Consider the following 16,079-nt stretch of genomic DNA (forward strand, 5'->3'; position numbering starts at 1 on the left):
CCGCCCCGGGCGCGGCCTACCGCCGGATCGAGATCACCTCGTCGCCGGGGGCCACCCGCTCGGCGGGCAGGCCGTCCACCGCCTCGAACCGCGGGGTGTTGGTGACCAGCACCGGCGTGACGAGGGGTGAACAGCTGGGCCTTGCTGCGGAAGTAGGCCTCCATGCTGCCGTGCTGGTCCAGGTGGTCCTGCGTCAGGTTGGTGAAGCCCGCGACGTCGTACACCAGCCCGTCCACGCGCCGGTAGTCCAGCGCGTGCGAGGAGACCTCCATGGACATCGCGGTGATGCCCCGCTCGCGCATCACGGTGACCAGCGAGTGCACGTGGGTCGACTCGGGCGTGGTGAGGCGGCTGGGGATGCGGTCCTCGCCGGCCAGGATCTCGATCGTCCCGATCAGCCCGGTGGTGCGGCCCAGGGCCTCCAGGAGGGAGTTGAGCATGTAGGTGGTGGTGGTCTTGCCGTTGGTGCCGGTGACCGCGAAGAGCTGCTGCTCGGTCGCGGAGGCGGGCTGGCTCGCGTAGACGCGCCCGGCGACCGGGCCCACGACCTCCCGGACCCGCTCCACCAGGAGCACCGGCAGCCCGACGCCCAGCGAGCGGAGGATCTCCGCCCCGTCCGCGTCGGTCAGGACGGCGCGGGCGCCGCGCTCCACGGCGTCGGCCGCGAAACGGGCCCCGTGGACGTTGGAGCCGGGCACGGCCACGTACAGGTCCCCGGCCTGGACCTCGTGGGAGTCCATGCTGACGCCGCGGATCTCGGTCTCGGGCGCCCCGGTCAGCTCGGCACGGCGTCCGTCCTCGCGGATGAACGCGGCGACCTCCTCCAGGCTCCGGGCGGGGGCCGTGGCGGGGCGCAGCGTCTGGGCGGTGCCCCGGATCCGGCCGGCCGGCTGCGCCGGGTCCGTGCCTGCGGCCTCCCCCGCGCCGGGCGCGGCGGGATGGGCCGGGGATTCCTCGTGGGGCATCTGGGACTTCCTTCTCTGGCGGGCGGACGTGGACACTCTACGCTCCTGGCACCCTGACTCGGGCATCCTCCGCGGGAGCGTGACGCGAAGGGGGCGGGGCGGACCCGCCCGAGGGACGTGACGATTCTAGTCGGGCCTCACTACTGCCCTCCGTCGCGGTCGCCGTCGCCGTGACCGTCTGCGAACTTGGGGATCTCCACCGGGTCCGTCGTCGAGCGGGGCACCCGGTAGTGCTGCAGCACGGCGCGCATGATGCGCGAGAACGCCACCGTGGTGCCGATCGCGGTGACCTCGCCCTGCGGGCGGTGCATGACCACCGCCACCAGGTACTCGGGGTCGTCGATGGGCGCCATGCCCACGAAGGACGTGGTGTACCCGTCGAAACCGCTGCCGTCGTCGGCCGGGGCCTCGGCCGTGCCGGTCTTGCCGCCGACCCGCCAGCCGGGCACGGCGGCCTCCTTGGCGCCGCCCTCGGTGACTACGACCTCCATGATCTCGCGCATCTTGCGGGCCGTGTCGGAGGAGACCACGCGGCTGCCCTCGGGGGCGGGGCGGTCCTCCTCCTCCCCGTCCGCGTCCGTGATGGAGTCCACGATCTTGGGCGTGAGCTTGACGCCGTCGTTGGCGATGGCCTGGTAGGCCATCACGGTCTGGAGCGGGGTCTGCGAGACGCCCTGGCCGAACAGGATGGTGTACTGCTGGCGGACGTCCCAGGAGTCCGGCTCGGCGAACAGGCCCTGGCCCTCGCCGGGCAGCTCGATCCCGGTCGGGCTGCCGACGCCGAACTTCCGGAACCAGTCGTAGCGCTCCTGCCGGCTCAGCTGCTTGCCCGCGAGCACGGTGCCGGTGTTCATCGAGTCGGCGATGATGCCGGCCAGCGTGCGCCGCTCGTCGCCGTGCTCGAAGGAGTCGGTGATCAGCTCGCCGTCGATCCGCAGCTGCGCGGGGACATCGAACTCCGTGGTGGGCTCCGAGTGCCCCGAGTCGATGACCGCTGCGGCCGTGAGGACCTTCTCGGTCGAGCCGGGCTCGGTCAGGTGGGTCACGGCGCGCGGGCTGAAGTCCCCGCCGTCGGCGTCGGAGAAGTCGTTGGGGTCGATCGTGCTGGAGTCCGCGAGCGCCAGGACCGCGCCGTCCGAGACGCGCATGACCACGGCGGTCCCCCACTCAGCGTCGAGCTCCTCGGCGCGGGCGCGGACCTGCTGCTGGGCGAAGTACTGGATGTCGCGGTCGATCGTGAGCCGCACGGTCTTGCCGTTGCGGGCCGGGCGGTTGACGTCCTCGCCCACGGGGATGCGGATGCCGTCGGCGCTGATCTCGTAGGAGCGCTCGCCGTCCTCGCCGGCCAGGTCGGCGTCGAACTGCTGCTCGATCCCGCCGGCCGCGCCCTCCGAGTTGAGGAAGCCGACCACGGATCCGCCTACCGATCCGTCGGGATAGCTGCGCTTGGACACGGCCTCGCCGTAGAGGAACTCGGCGCCGAGGTCCATGACGGCGTTGTACACGTCCGGGGTCACGTCCTCGGCGACGACGGCGTAGCGGCTGTCCCCGTCGAGGGACTCCATCACCTCGCGGTCGGGCAGGTCGAGCAGGTCCGCGAGCTGGTACACCAGCTCCTCGGGGGAGACCTCCTCGATCGCATCCCCGCGGATGCGCGAGAACGAGGTCACGGCGGACTGGTCCACGGTGATCTTGTAGCGCTGGATGGAGCGGGCCAGCACGGCGCCGCCGGCGTCGTGGATCTCCCCCCGCAGCGCGGGCTCCACCTGGGTCCGGCGACGCCGCTCGAGCGCCTGCTCCGCCCGCCCCACCGGATCGATCGCCTGGACGTAGAAGAGGCGCCCGGCCAGGACGGCCAGCACGGCGAGGAAGGCGGAGATGCCGAGGAAGCTGCGGCGCAGGATGCCCTGGGCCGGCCGCGGGGCGGCCTTCGAGGCCTCGGCGCCGGCCCCGTCCCGGGGCTCGCCGCCGCGCTGCTCGCCCGACCTCGGGGGTCGGTCCTCCGTTGAATCCACTGGCTCCTCGTCTTCCTCAGCTCGTCGCGGCGCGCGGCGCGGCACCGCGCGTCGCGAAACTATCAAGTGTAGGGCGCGGGCGCACGGACGCGCGAACGCCCGCGGGCCGGCACGCGGGACCGGCGGGACGGCCCGCACGCGCCGGCGGGGCTGCCCGGCGGCGGTCTATCCGGCCGGGGTCTGGCCCGCGGCCTCGCCGCCGGTGCCTTGGGCGCCGGCGCCCTCGCCGGTGCCCTGGGCGCCGGTCTGCCCCTGGGCGGCGCCGGCACCGTCGTTCCCGGTCCGCTGCCCGGCGTCGGCCTCGGATCCCCGGTCACCGTCCGAGCTCCCGGCCTCGCCGGAGCCTCGGTCGCCGTCCGCCTTGTCCTCCTCGGCGGCCCGCCGCTCGGCCTCCCGGGCGGCGTCGGTGTCGCTGTCCTTCGGCGGGTCGATCAGGTTGACCTGGCCGGAGTGCTCGGCCTCCTCGCGGTCCTCGGCCGGGGGCTGCGCCGGCTGGGCCTCGCCGGACAGCGAGGAGCTCGCGAGGTCCAGCTGGCCCTGGTCCGCGGAGGCGACCATGCCCAGCTGGGAGGCCCGGATCGCCAGGTTCTGGGGCGCCTCCTGGTACTGGATCTCCTGGCCGATCGCCTGGTTCTCCTCCATGAGCGAGCGCTGCTCGCCGCGCAGCTGGACGAGGTCGTACTGGTTGGAGGACATCGAGATGTTCAGCAGCAGGACGAAGCCCAGGGCCACCAGCACGCCGAAGATCGTGGCGATGACGGCCGGGATCCGGCGCCGGCGGCGCGCGGCGGGGGCCAGGGCGAGGGCCGGTCGCGCCGCGGCGGGCGCCGGGTCCGAGGGGGCCTCGGGGGCCTCGGCAGGCGCGGCGGCGCTCACGACCCGCAGGCCGCGCCGCTCCCTGACCGCCGTGAGGTGCAGAGCGCTGGGCGCGCCGTTCTCGGTCTCCGAGTCCGGGTGCCGGGGTTCTGCACTCATCTTGCCGTCCTAGTCTCGCGGATCTTCTCTGCGGCGCGCAGCTTGGCCGACGCCGCGCGGGGGTTGCTCTGGATCTCCTCCTCGGTGGGCGGCTCCGCCCCCCGGGTGAGGATCTTCAGCTCGGGCCGGTGCTCCTCGAGCTCCACGGGGAACCCCTTGGGGGCGGTGGAGACCGCCCGGCTCGTCATCGCCCGCTTGACGATCTTGTCCTCCAGCGAGTGGTAGCTCATGGCCACGACACGCCCGCCGAGCCCGACGGCGTCGAGGGCCGCCGGAACGGCCCGCGTCAGAACTTCAAGCTCTTGGTTAACTTCAATGCGAAGCGCTTGGAAGGTCCGCTTCGCCGGGTGGCCGCCCGTCCGCTGCGACGCCGCCGGGACCGCCCGCGCGAGGATCTCGACGAGCTCCCCCGTCCTGGTAATCCGGTGATCTTCACGAACCTCTACCAGAGCTTTAGCGATGCGGCCGGCGAACCGTTCCTCGCCGAGCTCCTTCAGCACGCGACGCAGCCGGGCCTCGTCATATTCGTTCACGATCTGCTCGGCGGTCAGCTCGTCCTCGGCGTTCATGCGCATGTCCAGCGGGGCGTCGTAGGAGTAGGCGAAGCCGCGCTCCCGCTCGTCCAGCTGGAGGGAGGAGACGCCGAGGTCGAACAGGACGCCCTCCACCGACGCCCGTCCGATGCTCTCGAGGACCTCGGGGATCTCGTCGTAGACGCCGTGGAAGGGGACGAACCGGTCGCCGAAGCGCCGCAGCCGGGCCCCGGCGAGCTCGTGCGCCTGGGGGTCGCGGTCGACGCCCACGACCCGCAGCCGCGGAAAGGCCTCCAGCAGCGCCTCGGTGTGGCCGCCCATCCCGAGGGTCGCGTCGACGACGACGGGACTCTCGCCCGCGAGGGCGGGCTCCAGCAGGCGCACGCACCGCTCCAGCATCACCGGAACGTGGCGCTCCTGCGCCGGCCGCTGATTCTCAGAGGTCTGCATCGGGGGTCTCGGCCTCCATGTCGTAGATCGTCGGCACCGGGCCGCCCGTCGGGCCCGGCGAGGGTGTCCTGCTCTCTCACGCCTGATCCCCATCCAAACGCTTCCGCCCGCCCGCACCCTGCCTCAGGGGAAGATGAGTCAGGAGGCGGCGCACCGAAAGCATCGGCTGGAGATCACACGCCAGACGTCACAGCAAACCCGGGAGCACCTCCTCGTCGGTCTCGGAGAACTCGTTCTCCTTCTCGGCCAGGTAGGCCTCCCATGCTCCGGCGTCCCACACCTCGGCGCGGGTCCCCGCCCCGATCACGGCCAGGTCCCGCTCCAGCCCGGCGTAGTCCCGCAGCGCCTGAGGGATGGTCACCCGGCCCTGCTTGTCCGGGACCTCGTCCGATGCCCCCGAGAGGAACACCCTGATGTAGTCCCGGGCCTGCTTGGAGGAGATCGGAGCCTGCCGCATCTGCTCGTGGACCCGCTCGAACTCGGCCTGGCTGAACACGTACAGGCAGCGCTCCTGCCCGCGGGTCAGTACGAGGCCCTCGGAGAGCTCCGCACGGAACTTGGCCGGGAGGATGAGGCGACCCTTGTCGTCCAGACGGGGCGAGTGGGTTCCGAGAAACAACTCACCACCTCCGCGACTGAGCAAGGGACGATCACCTGAGCATCCGGGTCGGGTATGAGCTATACCTCTCCCGTGCGCTCCACTTTACTCCACTTCACACCACAGACACCACGATGACCTCCACCTGACACACTTTCGGTGGGTTTTCCCAGGCGCGTTCCGGCGCGCGCCGTTTCGGGCACGCATGCGAAAGGACCGGCGGCCGACGCTGATGCGTCGGCCGCCGGTCCTTCTGCGCGGGGTATGGGAGTCAGAACACGCCGGCTGGGCTACGGCCGCTCCTGCCTCTTGTCCCACTGGTGCTCGAGACGGGACATGAACGAGGACTGACCGGACGAGGCACCCCGGTCCGCGCGACCGGAGGCTCCGGCCTCGCGCTTCTTGCCGAGCGTCGCGAGGTACACGCCCGCCCCCATGATGACGAATCCCACGACGCCGATGATGATGAGCTTGGTCGCGACGCCGGCGATGACGGCCGCGAGGCCGATCACGGCGACCACGACGCCCAGGACGATGTGCCGGACCGAGGGCATCCGCACCGTACCGGATCCGCGGGTCTCCCCGTGCATGCTCTCGGCAAACTTGGGATCTTCGTGGTTGAGCTGCTGTTCGAGCTGCTCCAACAACTTCTGTTCACGCTCAGATAGGGGCATGATGTTCTCCTCTTCCCGTGGAGGCGCCTTTCATGAGGTGCGGGCCGGCGACTCCGTCTCTTAAGGATAGTGGTTTTAGGGCGTCTTTTCATCGGACACGGGGGACGGATCCTCACGCGATCCGGAGCGTCCGTCCGGGGCGTAACGCGGCGAGATCTTCCCCGTGACCAGGCGGGCCGGCTGGAGCCCCTGCGGGCCGAACTTCTCCCGGATGACGTCCATCGCGCTCTCCGCCCCGTCCCACTCGGGCGCGTCGTGCAGCCCGGCCGCGCCGTCGCCGTCCCAGAGGGAGAGCTGCCGGCCGGCGTCGCCCTCGTCCAGGCGCTCCACGCGCACCCCGATCAGCCGGACGCGGGAGGGCAGCGGGCCCATGTCCTCCAGGAGCCGCCGCGCCGCCTCGTACACCTCGCGCCCGGTGGTCACGCCCTGGTCGAGCGCGCGGGAGCGGGTGTGAGTCGTGAAGTCGCGGTCCCGGACCTTGATCGCGACGCCGCGCGCCCGCCGCCCGGAGCGACGCAGCCGGCGCGCGACGTCGTGGCTCAGCTGCAGGACGACGGCGAGGATCTCGCGCAGGTCGTCCGTGTCGTAGGAGAAGGTGTGCTCGGCGCCCATGGACTTCTCGAGCCGCTCGACCACCACGGGCCGGTCGTCGATGCCCCGCACGATCTGGTGCAGGTGCGTCCCGGCGGCCTGGCCGAGCCGGCGCCTGAGGTACTCGAGCCCGGCGCCCCGCACGTCCGCCGAGGTGCGCAGGCCGGCGTCGTCGAGGCTCGCGGCGGTCTTCTCCCCCACCCCCCACAGGCGGCGGACCGGCAGCGGGTCCAGGAACTCGAGGATCCGGCGGTCCGGCACGAGCCACAGGCCGTCCGGCTTGGAACCGGTCGAGGCCATCTTGGCGATGAACTTGTTGCCGGCCACCCCGATCGAGGCCACGAGCCCGGTGGACTCGAGGATCTCCCGCCGGATCCCCCGGGCGATGGCGACCGGGCCGCCGAGCCGGCGCCGGGCCCCCGTGACGTCCAGGAACGCCTCGTCCACGCTCACCTGCTCCACGAGGTCGGTGACCGAGCGCAGGATCTCCATGACCCGGCGGGAGTACTCGCGGTAGCCGCCGTGGGAGGGCTCGAGGTACACCGCGTGGGGCGCGAGGCTCCGGGCGCGGGCGGTCGGCATCGCCGAGCCCACCCCCAGGGCGCGCGCCTCGTACGAGGCCGAGAGCACGACCGAGCGCGGCCCCGAGCCGGCGACGACGACCTGCCGCCCCCGGAGCTCCGGCCGCTGCAGCAGCTCCACGTTGACGAAGAACGCGTCCATGTCCACGTGCAGGATCACCCGATCCCTGAAGTCCGGCTCCGCGTCCGCCACGGTCCGCTCACCCCCTCGCCTCTCGCTCGTCGCCTACACTGAAGAGCAGTGCTCAAGCCACAACTATTCCCCGGGGCCGCGTGCGGGCGGCCACGGGAGGACAGGACCGCGCCCGTGAACTCCCCCGCCCACAGCCTCGCCCCCGAGACCGCCCTCAGCGCGCAGGAGCAGCGCTACGTCGAAGCCGTGGAGCGGGTCCTGCTGGACCACACCACGCGGCAGCGCCTGCTGCTCACCGAGGTCTCCCTGGACGCGCTGCCCCTGATCGACGCCATCGAGGACCTGTGCCGGGGCGGCAAGCGCCTGCGCGCGCTCTTCGCCTACTGGGGATGGCGCTGCGCCGGCGGGGACCCCGAGGCCCCGGAGATCGTCCGGGCCGGTGCGGCCATCGAGCTGTTCCAGGCGGCCGCCCTCATCCACGACGACATCATCGACCACTCGGACACCCGCCGGGGCCGCCCCTCGGTGCACCGCCGCTTCCAGGGCGCGCACGAGGCCGAGGGCTGGCGGGGCAGCGCGGCCGGCTTCGGCGAGATGGCCGGGATCATCGCCGGGGACCTGTGCCTGTCCTTCTCCGAGGCGGTCTTCGCCTCGATCGGCACCCAGCCGGCCGCGAGCGGCAAGGCCCGGCGGATCTTCGACACGATGCGCACCGAGGTCATGGCCGGGCAGTACCTCGACGGGCTGTCGGAGGCCATCGGGGGCGAGGACCCGGAGGTCGCCCTCGAGCGAGCCAGCACCGTGATCCGCTTCAAGTCGGCGAAGTACTCGTGCGAGCACCCGCTGGCGATCGGCGCCGCCCTGGCCGGGGCCGCCGAGCCGCTGCTGAGCCAGCTGCGCGGCTTCGGGCTGCCGCTGGGCGAGGCCTTCCAGCTGCGCGACGACGTCCTCGGCGTCTTCGGCGAGCCCGAGCGGACCGGCAAGCCGGCCGGCGACGACCTCCGGGAGGGCAAGCGCACCGTCCTGATCGCCCTGACCGAGCAGCGCGGCGGACCCGACGACGCCGCGCTCCTCGACGAGGCGCTGGGCGACCCGGAGCTCGACGCCGCCGGCATCGAGCGGCTGCGCGAGGTCATCCGGGCGACGGGGGCGCTGACCGAGCTCGAGGGCATCATCGACGCCACCGAGCGCCAGGTGCGGGCGGCCCTGCGGCGCATCGAGGCGGACCCGGAGAGCAAGCGCGCCCTGGAGGTCATGGCCTCCAGGGCGCTGCACCGGGCCTCCTGAGGCCGGGCGGCCGGGGCACCGGCCGGGCGGGGACGGGTCCTACCAGGCCAGGGCCTGGGCCCGGCGTCGGACCTCGGTCTTGCGGCCGTCGTGCAGGGCGTCGATGGGCCGGCCCGGCAGCGACTCGTCCTGGGTGAACAGCCAGGCGATGGCCTCCTCGTCGGAGAACCCGGAGTCGGCCAGCACCACCAGGGTCCCCTTGAGGGACTCCAGCACGCGGTCCTCGCGCATGAACAGCGCGGGGACGCGCCGGACGCCGTCGGCGTCGCGCACGGCCAGCAGCTGGCGCTCCGAGATCAGCGTGTGGACCCGGGTGACCTTGAGGTCGAGGGTCTCGGCGATGTCGGGGATGGTGATCCAGTCCTGCACCAGATCGAAGAGCTCTGTGGAATTTTCTGTTGCACTCACGCTCCCAGCGTAGACCAGGCCCGGGCCGTTCCGGCACGCGCCGCGACATCGCCTAGAATCGGTGGTCATGAAACCAACGGCACCGGGACCCCACACGGGTCGGACCCTCGACGGCCGCTACCTCCTGGGCGACCTCATCGCCCGGGGCGGCATGGGCGCGGTGTACCGGGGGCTGGACGAGCGGCTGAACCGCGCCGTCGCGGTCAAGCTGCTCAAGGAGTCGCTCAGCACCGACGCCGTCACCGTCCGGAGGTTCGCCGAGGAGGCGCGCGCCGCCGCGGCGATCGCCGACCCGCACGTGGTCTCGGTGTGGGACCAGGGTCTGGACGAGAGCGGGGAGACCCCGCTGGCGTTCCTGGTCATGGAGCTGGTCGACGGCGCCACGCTGCGGGACCTGGTCAAGCGCCGCTCCCCCATGACCGTGCGCGAGATGCTGCGGGTGGCGATCCCGCTCGCCCGCGGGCTGGCCGCGGCCCACCGCTCGGGGCTGGTGCACCGGGACGTCAAGCCCGAGAACGTGCTGGTCTCCCCGCGGGGATCCGTCAAGGTCACCGACTTCGGGCTGACCCGCCAGGTCCAGGCCGAGTCCGCGACCGTGACGCTGGTCGGCTCGGCCAACTACATCGCACCGGAGCTGGTCAAGCGGGAGCCGGCCGGGACCGCGGCGGACACCTACTCGGTCGGCATCGTGCTCTACGAGATGCTGACCGGCGTGCCACCGTTCCGCGGCGCGACCCCGTACGCCGTCTCGATGGCCCACGTCAACGACCCGATGCCGGACATCGGCCGCCGCTTCCCGGGCCTCGACCCCGAGATCGCGGAGGTCATCGCCTGGTGCTGCGCCAAGGACCCGGACAACCGGCCCCAGCACGCCGAGGACCTCCTGGGCGAGCTGCTGCACATCCAGGAGGACCTGGGCGACGAGGCGCTGGACCGGCAGCCGCCGGGGTACCGGGTGGACGCGCGGGACCTGTTCAGCGTGCTCAGCACCGACTCGCACACCGCCGCCGTGGACCTGGTGGGAGCGGAGGGGCCGGTCACCGGTCCCACGGTCGCCGTGCCCTCACGGGAGGAGCCCGACGCCGCCGCGGACCCGGGCGGGGAGGACGCCACCCGGGTCTTCTCCCCCGGGCAGCTCCCGGTCGGCCGCGGGGGGCGTGATCCGGTCCCGGAGCGGCCCGAGGAGCCGGGCGATCCGGCCGTCCCGCTGCACACGCTCGGCCGGAGCGGCCAGCACCGCGGGTGGGTGTGGCTGCTGGTCTTCGTCCTGGCGGCGTGCACCGCCGGGTACCTCGGGTGGCTGCTCGGCGTCGAGATCCTGTCCCACCAGCAGATCGGCGCCGCCGTGCCGGCATCGGCGGCCGGGCTCGCCACGGGGATCGCGGCGGGGGTCGGGTGAGGGGCGCGACCTGACCCCCCCATCGGCGGCGCCGGTGTGGCGCGGTCCTGGGCTCCGTCCCGGCACGCACAACGCCCCGGACATCGACCCCGCAGGGTCGGCGTCCGGGGCGTCGTGCTCACCGGAGGGGGCGGTGTGGCCCCTCTCGATCAGCGCCGGGCCAGGAACTCCGCGACCAGGAACGCGACCTCGAGCGACTGCATGTGGTTCAGGCGCGGGTCGCACAGCGTCTCGTAGCGGTCGGCGAACGCGGCCTCGTCCACCGCGTCCGAGCCGCCGAGGCACTCCGCGACGTCGTCGCCGGTCATCTCCACGTGGATGCCGCCCGGGAAGGTCCCGAGCGCCTCGTGGACCTCGAAGAAGCCGCGGACCTCGTCGATCACGTCGTTGAAGCGGCGGGTCTTGAAGCCGGAGGGCACCGAGATGGTGTTGCCGTGCATCGGGTCGGTCACCCACACGACCTTCGCGCCCGAGTCGCGCACGCCCTGGACCAGGCCGGGCAGGTTCTCCCGGATCTTGGAGGCGCCCATGCGGGTGATGAAGGTCAGGCGGCCGGGCTCGCGCTCCGGGTCCAGCTTGTCGATCAGGCGCAGCGTGTCGTCGACCTGGGTGTTCGGCCCGAGCTTGACGCCGATCGGGTTGCGCACCTTGGACAGGAAGTCCACGTGGGCGTCCTCGAGCCCGCGGGTGCGCTCACCGATCCAGAGGAAGTGCGCGCTCGTGTCGTACGGGAGGTGGGTGCGGGAGTCGATGCGGGTCAGGGCGCGCTCGTAGTCCAGCAGCAGGGCCTCGTGGCCGGCGTAGAACTCGGTGCTCTTCAGCGCCTCGAAGTCCGCGCCGCAGGCGTCCATGAACATGATCGCGCGGTCGATCTCCCGCGCCATCGTCTCGTAGCGGGCGTGCGCCGGGTTGGAGATGAAGCCCTTGTTCCAGGCGTGCACCAGGCGCAGGTCGGCGAAGCCGCCGGTGGTGAACGCGCGGATGAGGTTCAGGGTCGAGGCGGAGGTGTGGTAGCCCTGCACCATGCGGTTGGGGTCGTGGACGCGGGAGGCCTCGGTGAAGTCGAAGCCGTTGACCATCTCTCCGCGGAAGGAGGGCAGGGTCACGCCGTCGCGGGTCTCCATGTTGGAGGAGCGCGGCTTGGAGAACTGGCCCGCCATGCGGCCCATCTTGACCACGGGCATCGAGGCGCCGTAGGTCAGCACCACGGCCATCTGGAGCAGGGTGCGCACGCGGCCGCTGATGCGGTCGGCGGTGGCGCCCTCGAAGGTCTCGGCGCAGTCGCCGCCGGTCAGGAAGAAGGCCTTGCCCTCGGCGACGTCGGCCAGGCGCTGGCGCATCCGGTCCGTCTCCCCGGCGAAGACCAGGGGCGGGACCGCCTCGAGCTCGCCGACGACGCGGCGGAAGTCCGGGTGCTCGGCCCAGGTCGGCTGCTGGTCCACGGCACGCTCGCGCCACTCGTCGAGGCCCGGATAGTCCTTGGCCGAGGGAGCGGGTTCGGTGGGCATGCTGTGCAGCGCGGTCTGGGTCTGATTCACCATGGTCACCAGTGTACGAAACCCTGGCGCGTGCGGACTATGACGACCGCCATTCTGCTCACAGAGTGAGCTACCGGCCCCGTTCCGGCCCCGTGCCGCCGTCCTCGCGCCCGGGATGGCGCAGCTCCCGGACCCGCTCCTTGGCGTTCTCGACCGTGGCCTGGGTCCGCTCGCGCGCGTTCTCGACGGTCGCCTGGGTGCGCTCCCGGGCGTTCTCGACGGTCGCCTGGGTCCGCTCGCGCGCGTTCTCAACGGTGGCCTGGGTCCGTTCCCGGGCCCGTTCGAGCAGCTGCGCCACGGCCAGCTTGGCGTCGGCGACGCGCTGCTTCTCCATCAGCGACTTCACGGAGGAGGCGTAGACGTCCACGTACTCCTGACCGGAGAGCTCGCGGATGGCGGCGGCGATGTCGTCGGCCGCGGCCCGCTGCACGGCGCGGCCCAGGCCGCGGTCCCGGTACGCCGAGAGGTCGACCGGCGGGCCGAGCACGGTGCGCACGGGCTCGATCCGGCGCCCGTCCTGCGCCCTCCGGCGGGGCAGCCGGGCGCCGATCGGCTGGACGCCGTCGGTGTTGACCATCGCCACGGGGATCACCGGGACGCCCGACTCCAGGGCCAGGCGCGCGACGCCGAGCTTGGGGCGGTAGAGCCGCCCGTCCGGGGACCGCGTGCCCTCCGGGTAGATCCCGAGCACCCGCCCCTGCCGCAGGGCCTCGGCGGCCGCGCTCAGCGAGGCCTGGCTGCCGCTGCCGCCCGAGCGGTCCATGGGGATCTGCTGGATCCCGCGGAAGAACGCCGCGGTGGCCCGCCCCCGCAGCCCCCGCCCGGTGAAGTAGTCCGACTTCGCCAGGAAGAACACCTGCCGCGGGACCGAGACGGGCAGGAAGACCGAGTCGGAGAAGGACAGATGGTTGGAGGCGAGGATGACGCCGCCGCCGGCGGGCAGGTGCTCCAGGCCCTCGACCTCGGGGCGGAACACGCGCTCGACGACCGGGCCGACCACGAATCTCTTGAGGAACATGTACAGCACGGCGGCTCCCTTTCGGGGTGGGACGGGACGGACCGGCGTCGGGACCGCGCTCGGCGGTGCGCCCGACGCCCTTCCGCCCCAGCCTATCCGCCTCCTCACCCCGCGCTCCGCTAGGAGCGAAGGGGCACGCCACGGGATGTCCGCGAAGCCGCGACGCCCCATGACAGAATGGCTTTATGGGATACCTCACAGCAGCGGCCGGTCCGGCGTCGACGGACGTCGCGGCGCGCTCGGGGGATCCCGCGACGCTGATCGACACGAGCCCGGGCGCCTGGGAGGGCGGGCCGGACGGGATCCTGGTCCTGCACGGCTTCACCGGCTCCCCGCACAGCGTGCGCCCCTGGGCCGAGAGCCTCGCCGCCGCCGGATACGCCGTCGAGCTCCCCCTCCTGCCCGGCCACGGCACGAGCGCCGAGGATCTCGCCGGGCGCGGCTGGCGGGAGTGGACCGAGGCGGTCGACGCCGCCTACTGGCGCCTGCGGGGCCGGGCGGACCGAGTCGGCGTGGCCGGACTGTCGATGGGAGGCGCCCTCGCCCTGCATCTCGCCGCGCGGCGCCCCGTCGCGGCGGTGTCGCTGGTCAACCCCGGCGTCGTCTCCCCCACGCCGCTGCTCTCGGTGGCGCGCCTGCTGGCGGCGGCCGTGCCCACGGTCGGCGGGGTGGGCGACGACATCTCCCTCCCCGGGCGGCGCGAGGGCGCCTACGAGCGCACCCCGGTCCGCGCCGCCGGGGAGCTGCACCGCCTGTTCCGCGCCGCCCGCCGCACCCTGCCGGCCGTGACGGCGCCGGTCCAGATCTTCAAGTCCCTCGTCGACCACGTGGTGCCGCAGGACAGCCTGGACCACCTGGTCCGGCGCCTCGGCCGGACCCCGGAAGTGCTCGAGCTGCACAAGAGCTTCCACGTCGCCACGCTGGACCGGGACGCTCCCCTCATCTTCGAGAATTCACTCAGGTTCTTCTCCCACGAAGGCCTGCGGGCCGGCGACCCCGAATCCCCCGGCCGGTGAACCCAACGCCGCTCCACGGCAGATCAGGAGGCACTCATGCAAGAGACCGCGATGGAGCTCGACCTGAGCTTCGACCCGGACGGCAACGTCACCGACCTGCTCGAGCGGAAGATCCGTGACGGCCGGGACCCCGTGCTGTTCGAGATCCAGGCCTCCCCTGGCCAGTGGCGGCACGTCACCGCGGCCCAGTTCCACGCGGAGGTCACCGCGCTCGCCAAGGGCCTGATCGCCGACGGCCTGCGGGTGGGCGAGGCGGTCGCGATCATGTCGCGGACCCGCTACGAGTGGGCCGTGATGGACTTCGCCATCATGTACGCGGGCGGCGTCGTCGTGCCGGTCTACGAGACCTCCTCGCCCTCCCAGGTCGCCTGGAACCTCACCGACTCGGGGGCGCGGCGGATCGTGGTCGAGTCCGAGCGGCACGCCGGGGTGGTCCGGCGCGCCGTCGAGGAGCAGGACGCGGCCGAGCAGTCGGTGTGGCGGATCGAGGCCGAGGACGACGCCGGGGACTCGCTGGCCGCGCTGAAGCGGGCGGGCGAGGGCGTCGCCGACGAGCAGCTGGAGCGGGCCCGCACGGCCGCCGGCCTCGAGGACGTGGCGACCATCATCTACACCTCGGGGACCACGGGCCGGCCCAAGGGGTGCGAGCTCAGCCACGGCAACTTCGTCCGGCTCTCGGGCTCGGCGCGCGTGGCGATCCCGGAGGTGGCCAACAGCGACAACTCGACGCTGCTGTTCCTGCCCCTCGCCCACGTCTTCGCGCGCTACATCCACGTGCTGTGCATCGACGCCGAGGTCACGGTGGGGCACAGCCCGGACATCACGCACCTGGTCGAGGACATCGCCTCCTTCTCCCCGGACTTCCTGCTCGTGGTGCCGCGCCTGTTCGAGAAGATCTACAACGGGGCCCGGTCCAAGGCCCACGAGGCCGGCGCCCTGAAGGGGAGGATCTTCGACCTCGCCGAGCAGACCGGCGTCGAGTGGTCGAAGGCCGTGATGTCCGGCGGCCGCGTCCCCCCGCTGCTCGCGGCGCGCTACCGGCTCTTCGACCGGCTCGTGTTCAGCAAGCTGCGGGCGGCCATGGGCGGCCGGGCGAAGTACGCGGTCTCGGGCGGCAGCCCGCTGTCCCCGCGGCTCGGCCACTTCTTCCACTCGGTGGGCATCAAGATCCTCGAGGGCTACGGCCTGACCGAGACCACGGCCCCCGCGACCGTGGGCACCGTCAAGGACTTCCAGATCGGCACGGTGGGGCCGCCCCTGCCCGGCATGGCGCTCAAGATCGAGGATGACGGCGAGGTGCTGGTCCGCGGCGTCGGCGTCTTCCACCACTACCACCGCAACGCGGGCGCCGACGCGGAGTCATTCACCGAGGACGGCTGGTTCCGCACCGGCGACCTGGGCGAGCTCACGGACGGCGGCATGCTCCGGATCACGGGGCGCAAGAAGGAGATGATCGTGACGGCGGGCGGCAAGAACGTCAGCCCCTCCACCTACGAGGACGTCATCCGCTCCTCGCCCCTGGTCTCCCAGTGCGTGGTGGTGGGCGACAACCGCCCGTTCATCGCGGCCCTGATCACGCTGGACGAGGAGACGCTGCCGAAGCAGCTCTCCGGCCTGGGCCTGGACCCGGGGCTCGACGCCGCGGCGGCCGCCGAGCGCCCCGAGGTGCGGGAGGCGGTCCAGCGGCTCGTCGACCGGGCCAACGACACCGTCTCGAAGGCCGAGTCGGTCCGGGCATTCCGGATCATCCCGCGGGACTTCACGGAGGAGTCGGGGCACCTGACGCCGTCGATGAAGATCCGCCGGCCGCGGATCGTGAAGGACTACGCGGACGTCATCGAGGAGATCTACGCGGCGGGCAAGCCCGCGGCCCACGGCTGAGGCCGGGGCCGCGGCCC

At 72.6% G+C, this 16,079-nt stretch carries 14 protein-coding genes; 4 read left to right on the forward strand and 10 right to left on the reverse strand.

Features of this window, described 5'->3' with window-relative positions; translation table 11 throughout:
- From NBM05_RS10765 to dinB, 7 genes are all read right to left on the reverse strand, one after another.
- Positions 1 to 965: Mur ligase family protein (locus NBM05_RS10765; RefSeq protein WP_254167179.1), on the reverse strand; the 965-nt coding region annotated here is incomplete at its 3' end.
- Positions 966 to 1,105: 140 nt separating this feature from the next.
- Entirely contained in the window at positions 1,106 to 2,980 is a 1,875-nt protein-coding gene (locus NBM05_RS10770; RefSeq protein ID WP_254167181.1) for a peptidoglycan D,D-transpeptidase FtsI family protein, read from the reverse strand.
- A gap of 165 nt (positions 2,981 to 3,145) precedes the next feature.
- The gene (gene ftsL / locus NBM05_RS10775) at positions 3,146 to 3,955 is read right to left on the reverse strand and encodes a cell division protein FtsL (protein ID WP_254167182.1); all 810 of its coding nucleotides are present in this window, start codon (positions 3,953 to 3,955) and stop codon (positions 3,146 to 3,148) included.
- Positions 3,952 to 4,938 (reverse strand): 16S rRNA (cytosine(1402)-N(4))-methyltransferase RsmH, encoded by a 987-nt coding sequence (rsmH, locus tag NBM05_RS10780; protein ID WP_254167184.1) that lies wholly within the window; start codon positions 4,936 to 4,938, stop codon positions 3,952 to 3,954. Before rsmH ends, ftsL begins: the two co-directional genes overlap by 4 nt.
- Positions 4,939 to 5,125: 187 nt before the next feature.
- The gene (gene mraZ / locus NBM05_RS10785) at positions 5,126 to 5,557 is read right to left on the reverse strand and encodes a division/cell wall cluster transcriptional repressor MraZ (RefSeq protein WP_254167186.1); all 432 of its coding nucleotides are present in this window, start codon (positions 5,555 to 5,557) and stop codon (positions 5,126 to 5,128) included.
- Positions 5,558 to 5,826: 269 nt separating this feature from the next.
- Entirely contained in the window at positions 5,827 to 6,210 is a 384-nt protein-coding gene (locus NBM05_RS10790) for an SCO2097 family morphological protein (protein ID WP_254167188.1), read from the reverse strand.
- 75 nt (positions 6,211 to 6,285) lie between these two features.
- The gene (gene dinB, locus NBM05_RS10795) at positions 6,286 to 7,575 is read right to left on the reverse strand and encodes a DNA polymerase IV (RefSeq protein ID WP_254167190.1); all 1,290 of its coding nucleotides are present in this window, start codon (positions 7,573 to 7,575) and stop codon (positions 6,286 to 6,288) included.
- A gap of 114 nt (positions 7,576 to 7,689) precedes the next feature.
- On the opposite strand from dinB, the gene NBM05_RS10800 reads away from it, so the two are divergent.
- A complete protein-coding gene (locus tag NBM05_RS10800) occupies positions 7,690 to 8,802 on the forward strand; it encodes a polyprenyl synthetase family protein (RefSeq protein ID WP_254167192.1) in 1,113 nt (370 codons plus the stop codon).
- 39 nt (positions 8,803 to 8,841) lie between these two features.
- On the opposite strand, the gene NBM05_RS10805 is transcribed toward NBM05_RS10800, so the two are convergent.
- On the reverse strand, positions 8,842 to 9,210 hold the full coding sequence (locus NBM05_RS10805; RefSeq protein ID WP_254167194.1) for an Rv2175c family DNA-binding protein: 369 nt from the start codon (positions 9,208 to 9,210) through the stop codon (positions 8,842 to 8,844).
- Positions 9,211 to 9,277: 67 nt separating this feature from the next.
- On the opposite strand from NBM05_RS10805, the gene NBM05_RS10810 reads away from it, so the two are divergent.
- Positions 9,278 to 10,609 (forward strand): protein kinase domain-containing protein, encoded by a 1,332-nt coding sequence (locus tag NBM05_RS10810; RefSeq protein ID WP_254167196.1) that lies wholly within the window; start codon positions 9,278 to 9,280, stop codon positions 10,607 to 10,609.
- 149 nt (positions 10,610 to 10,758) lie between these two features.
- On the opposite strand, the gene NBM05_RS10815 is transcribed toward NBM05_RS10810, so the two are convergent.
- Together NBM05_RS10815 and NBM05_RS10820 are read right to left on the reverse strand one after the other, a co-directional pair.
- Positions 10,759 to 12,117 (reverse strand): class II 3-deoxy-7-phosphoheptulonate synthase, encoded by a 1,359-nt coding sequence (locus NBM05_RS10815; protein WP_254167249.1) that lies wholly within the window; start codon positions 12,115 to 12,117, stop codon positions 10,759 to 10,761.
- 100 nt (positions 12,118 to 12,217) lie between these two features.
- Positions 12,218 to 13,165 (reverse strand): 1-acyl-sn-glycerol-3-phosphate acyltransferase, encoded by a 948-nt coding sequence (locus NBM05_RS10820; protein ID WP_302183906.1) that lies wholly within the window; start codon positions 13,163 to 13,165, stop codon positions 12,218 to 12,220.
- A 185-nt stretch (positions 13,166 to 13,350) separates the two neighbouring features.
- On the opposite strand from NBM05_RS10820, the gene NBM05_RS10825 reads away from it, so the two are divergent.
- Positions 13,351 to 14,181: an alpha/beta hydrolase gene (locus NBM05_RS10825; protein WP_254167200.1), complete on the forward strand. Its 831-nt coding sequence runs from the start codon at positions 13,351 to 13,353 to the stop codon at positions 14,179 to 14,181.
- A 36-nt stretch (positions 14,182 to 14,217) separates the two neighbouring features.
- Positions 14,218 to 16,062, forward strand: a complete 1,845-nt coding sequence (locus tag NBM05_RS10830) for an AMP-dependent synthetase/ligase (RefSeq protein ID WP_254167202.1) — start codon at positions 14,218 to 14,220, stop codon at positions 16,060 to 16,062.
- Positions 16,063 to 16,079 lie beyond the last annotated feature (17 nt).

It is taken from the genome of Rothia santali, assembly GCF_024199905.1.
In the GTDB taxonomy this organism is placed as follows: domain Bacteria; phylum Actinomycetota; class Actinomycetes; order Actinomycetales; family Micrococcaceae; genus Rothia; species Rothia santali.

Bases quoted from the DNA above. Each gene is read 5' to 3' on its own strand.
- ftsL (WP_254167182.1), bottom strand. From the start codon at position 3,955: ATGAGTGCAGAACCCCGGCACCCGGACTCGGAGACCGAGAACGGCGCG.
- rsmH (WP_254167184.1), bottom strand. From the start codon at position 4,938: ATGCAGACCTCTGAGAATCAGCGGCCGGCGCAGGAGCGCCACGTTCCG.
- NBM05_RS10790 (WP_254167188.1), bottom strand. From the start codon at position 6,210: ATGCCCCTATCTGAGCGTGAACAGAAGTTGTTGGAGCAGCTCGAACAG.
- NBM05_RS10810 (WP_254167196.1), top strand. From the start codon at position 9,278: ATGAAACCAACGGCACCGGGACCCCACACGGGTCGGACCCTCGACGGC.
- NBM05_RS10815 (WP_254167249.1), bottom strand. From the start codon at position 12,117: ATGCCCACCGAACCCGCTCCCTCGGCCAAGGACTATCCGGGCCTCGAC.
- NBM05_RS10820 (WP_302183906.1), bottom strand. From the start codon at position 13,165: ATGTTCCTCAAGAGATTCGTGGTCGGCCCGGTCGTCGAGCGCGTGTTC.
- NBM05_RS10825 (WP_254167200.1), top strand. From the start codon at position 13,351: ATGGGATACCTCACAGCAGCGGCCGGTCCGGCGTCGACGGACGTCGCG.
- NBM05_RS10830 (WP_254167202.1), top strand. From the start codon at position 14,218: ATGCAAGAGACCGCGATGGAGCTCGACCTGAGCTTCGACCCGGACGGC.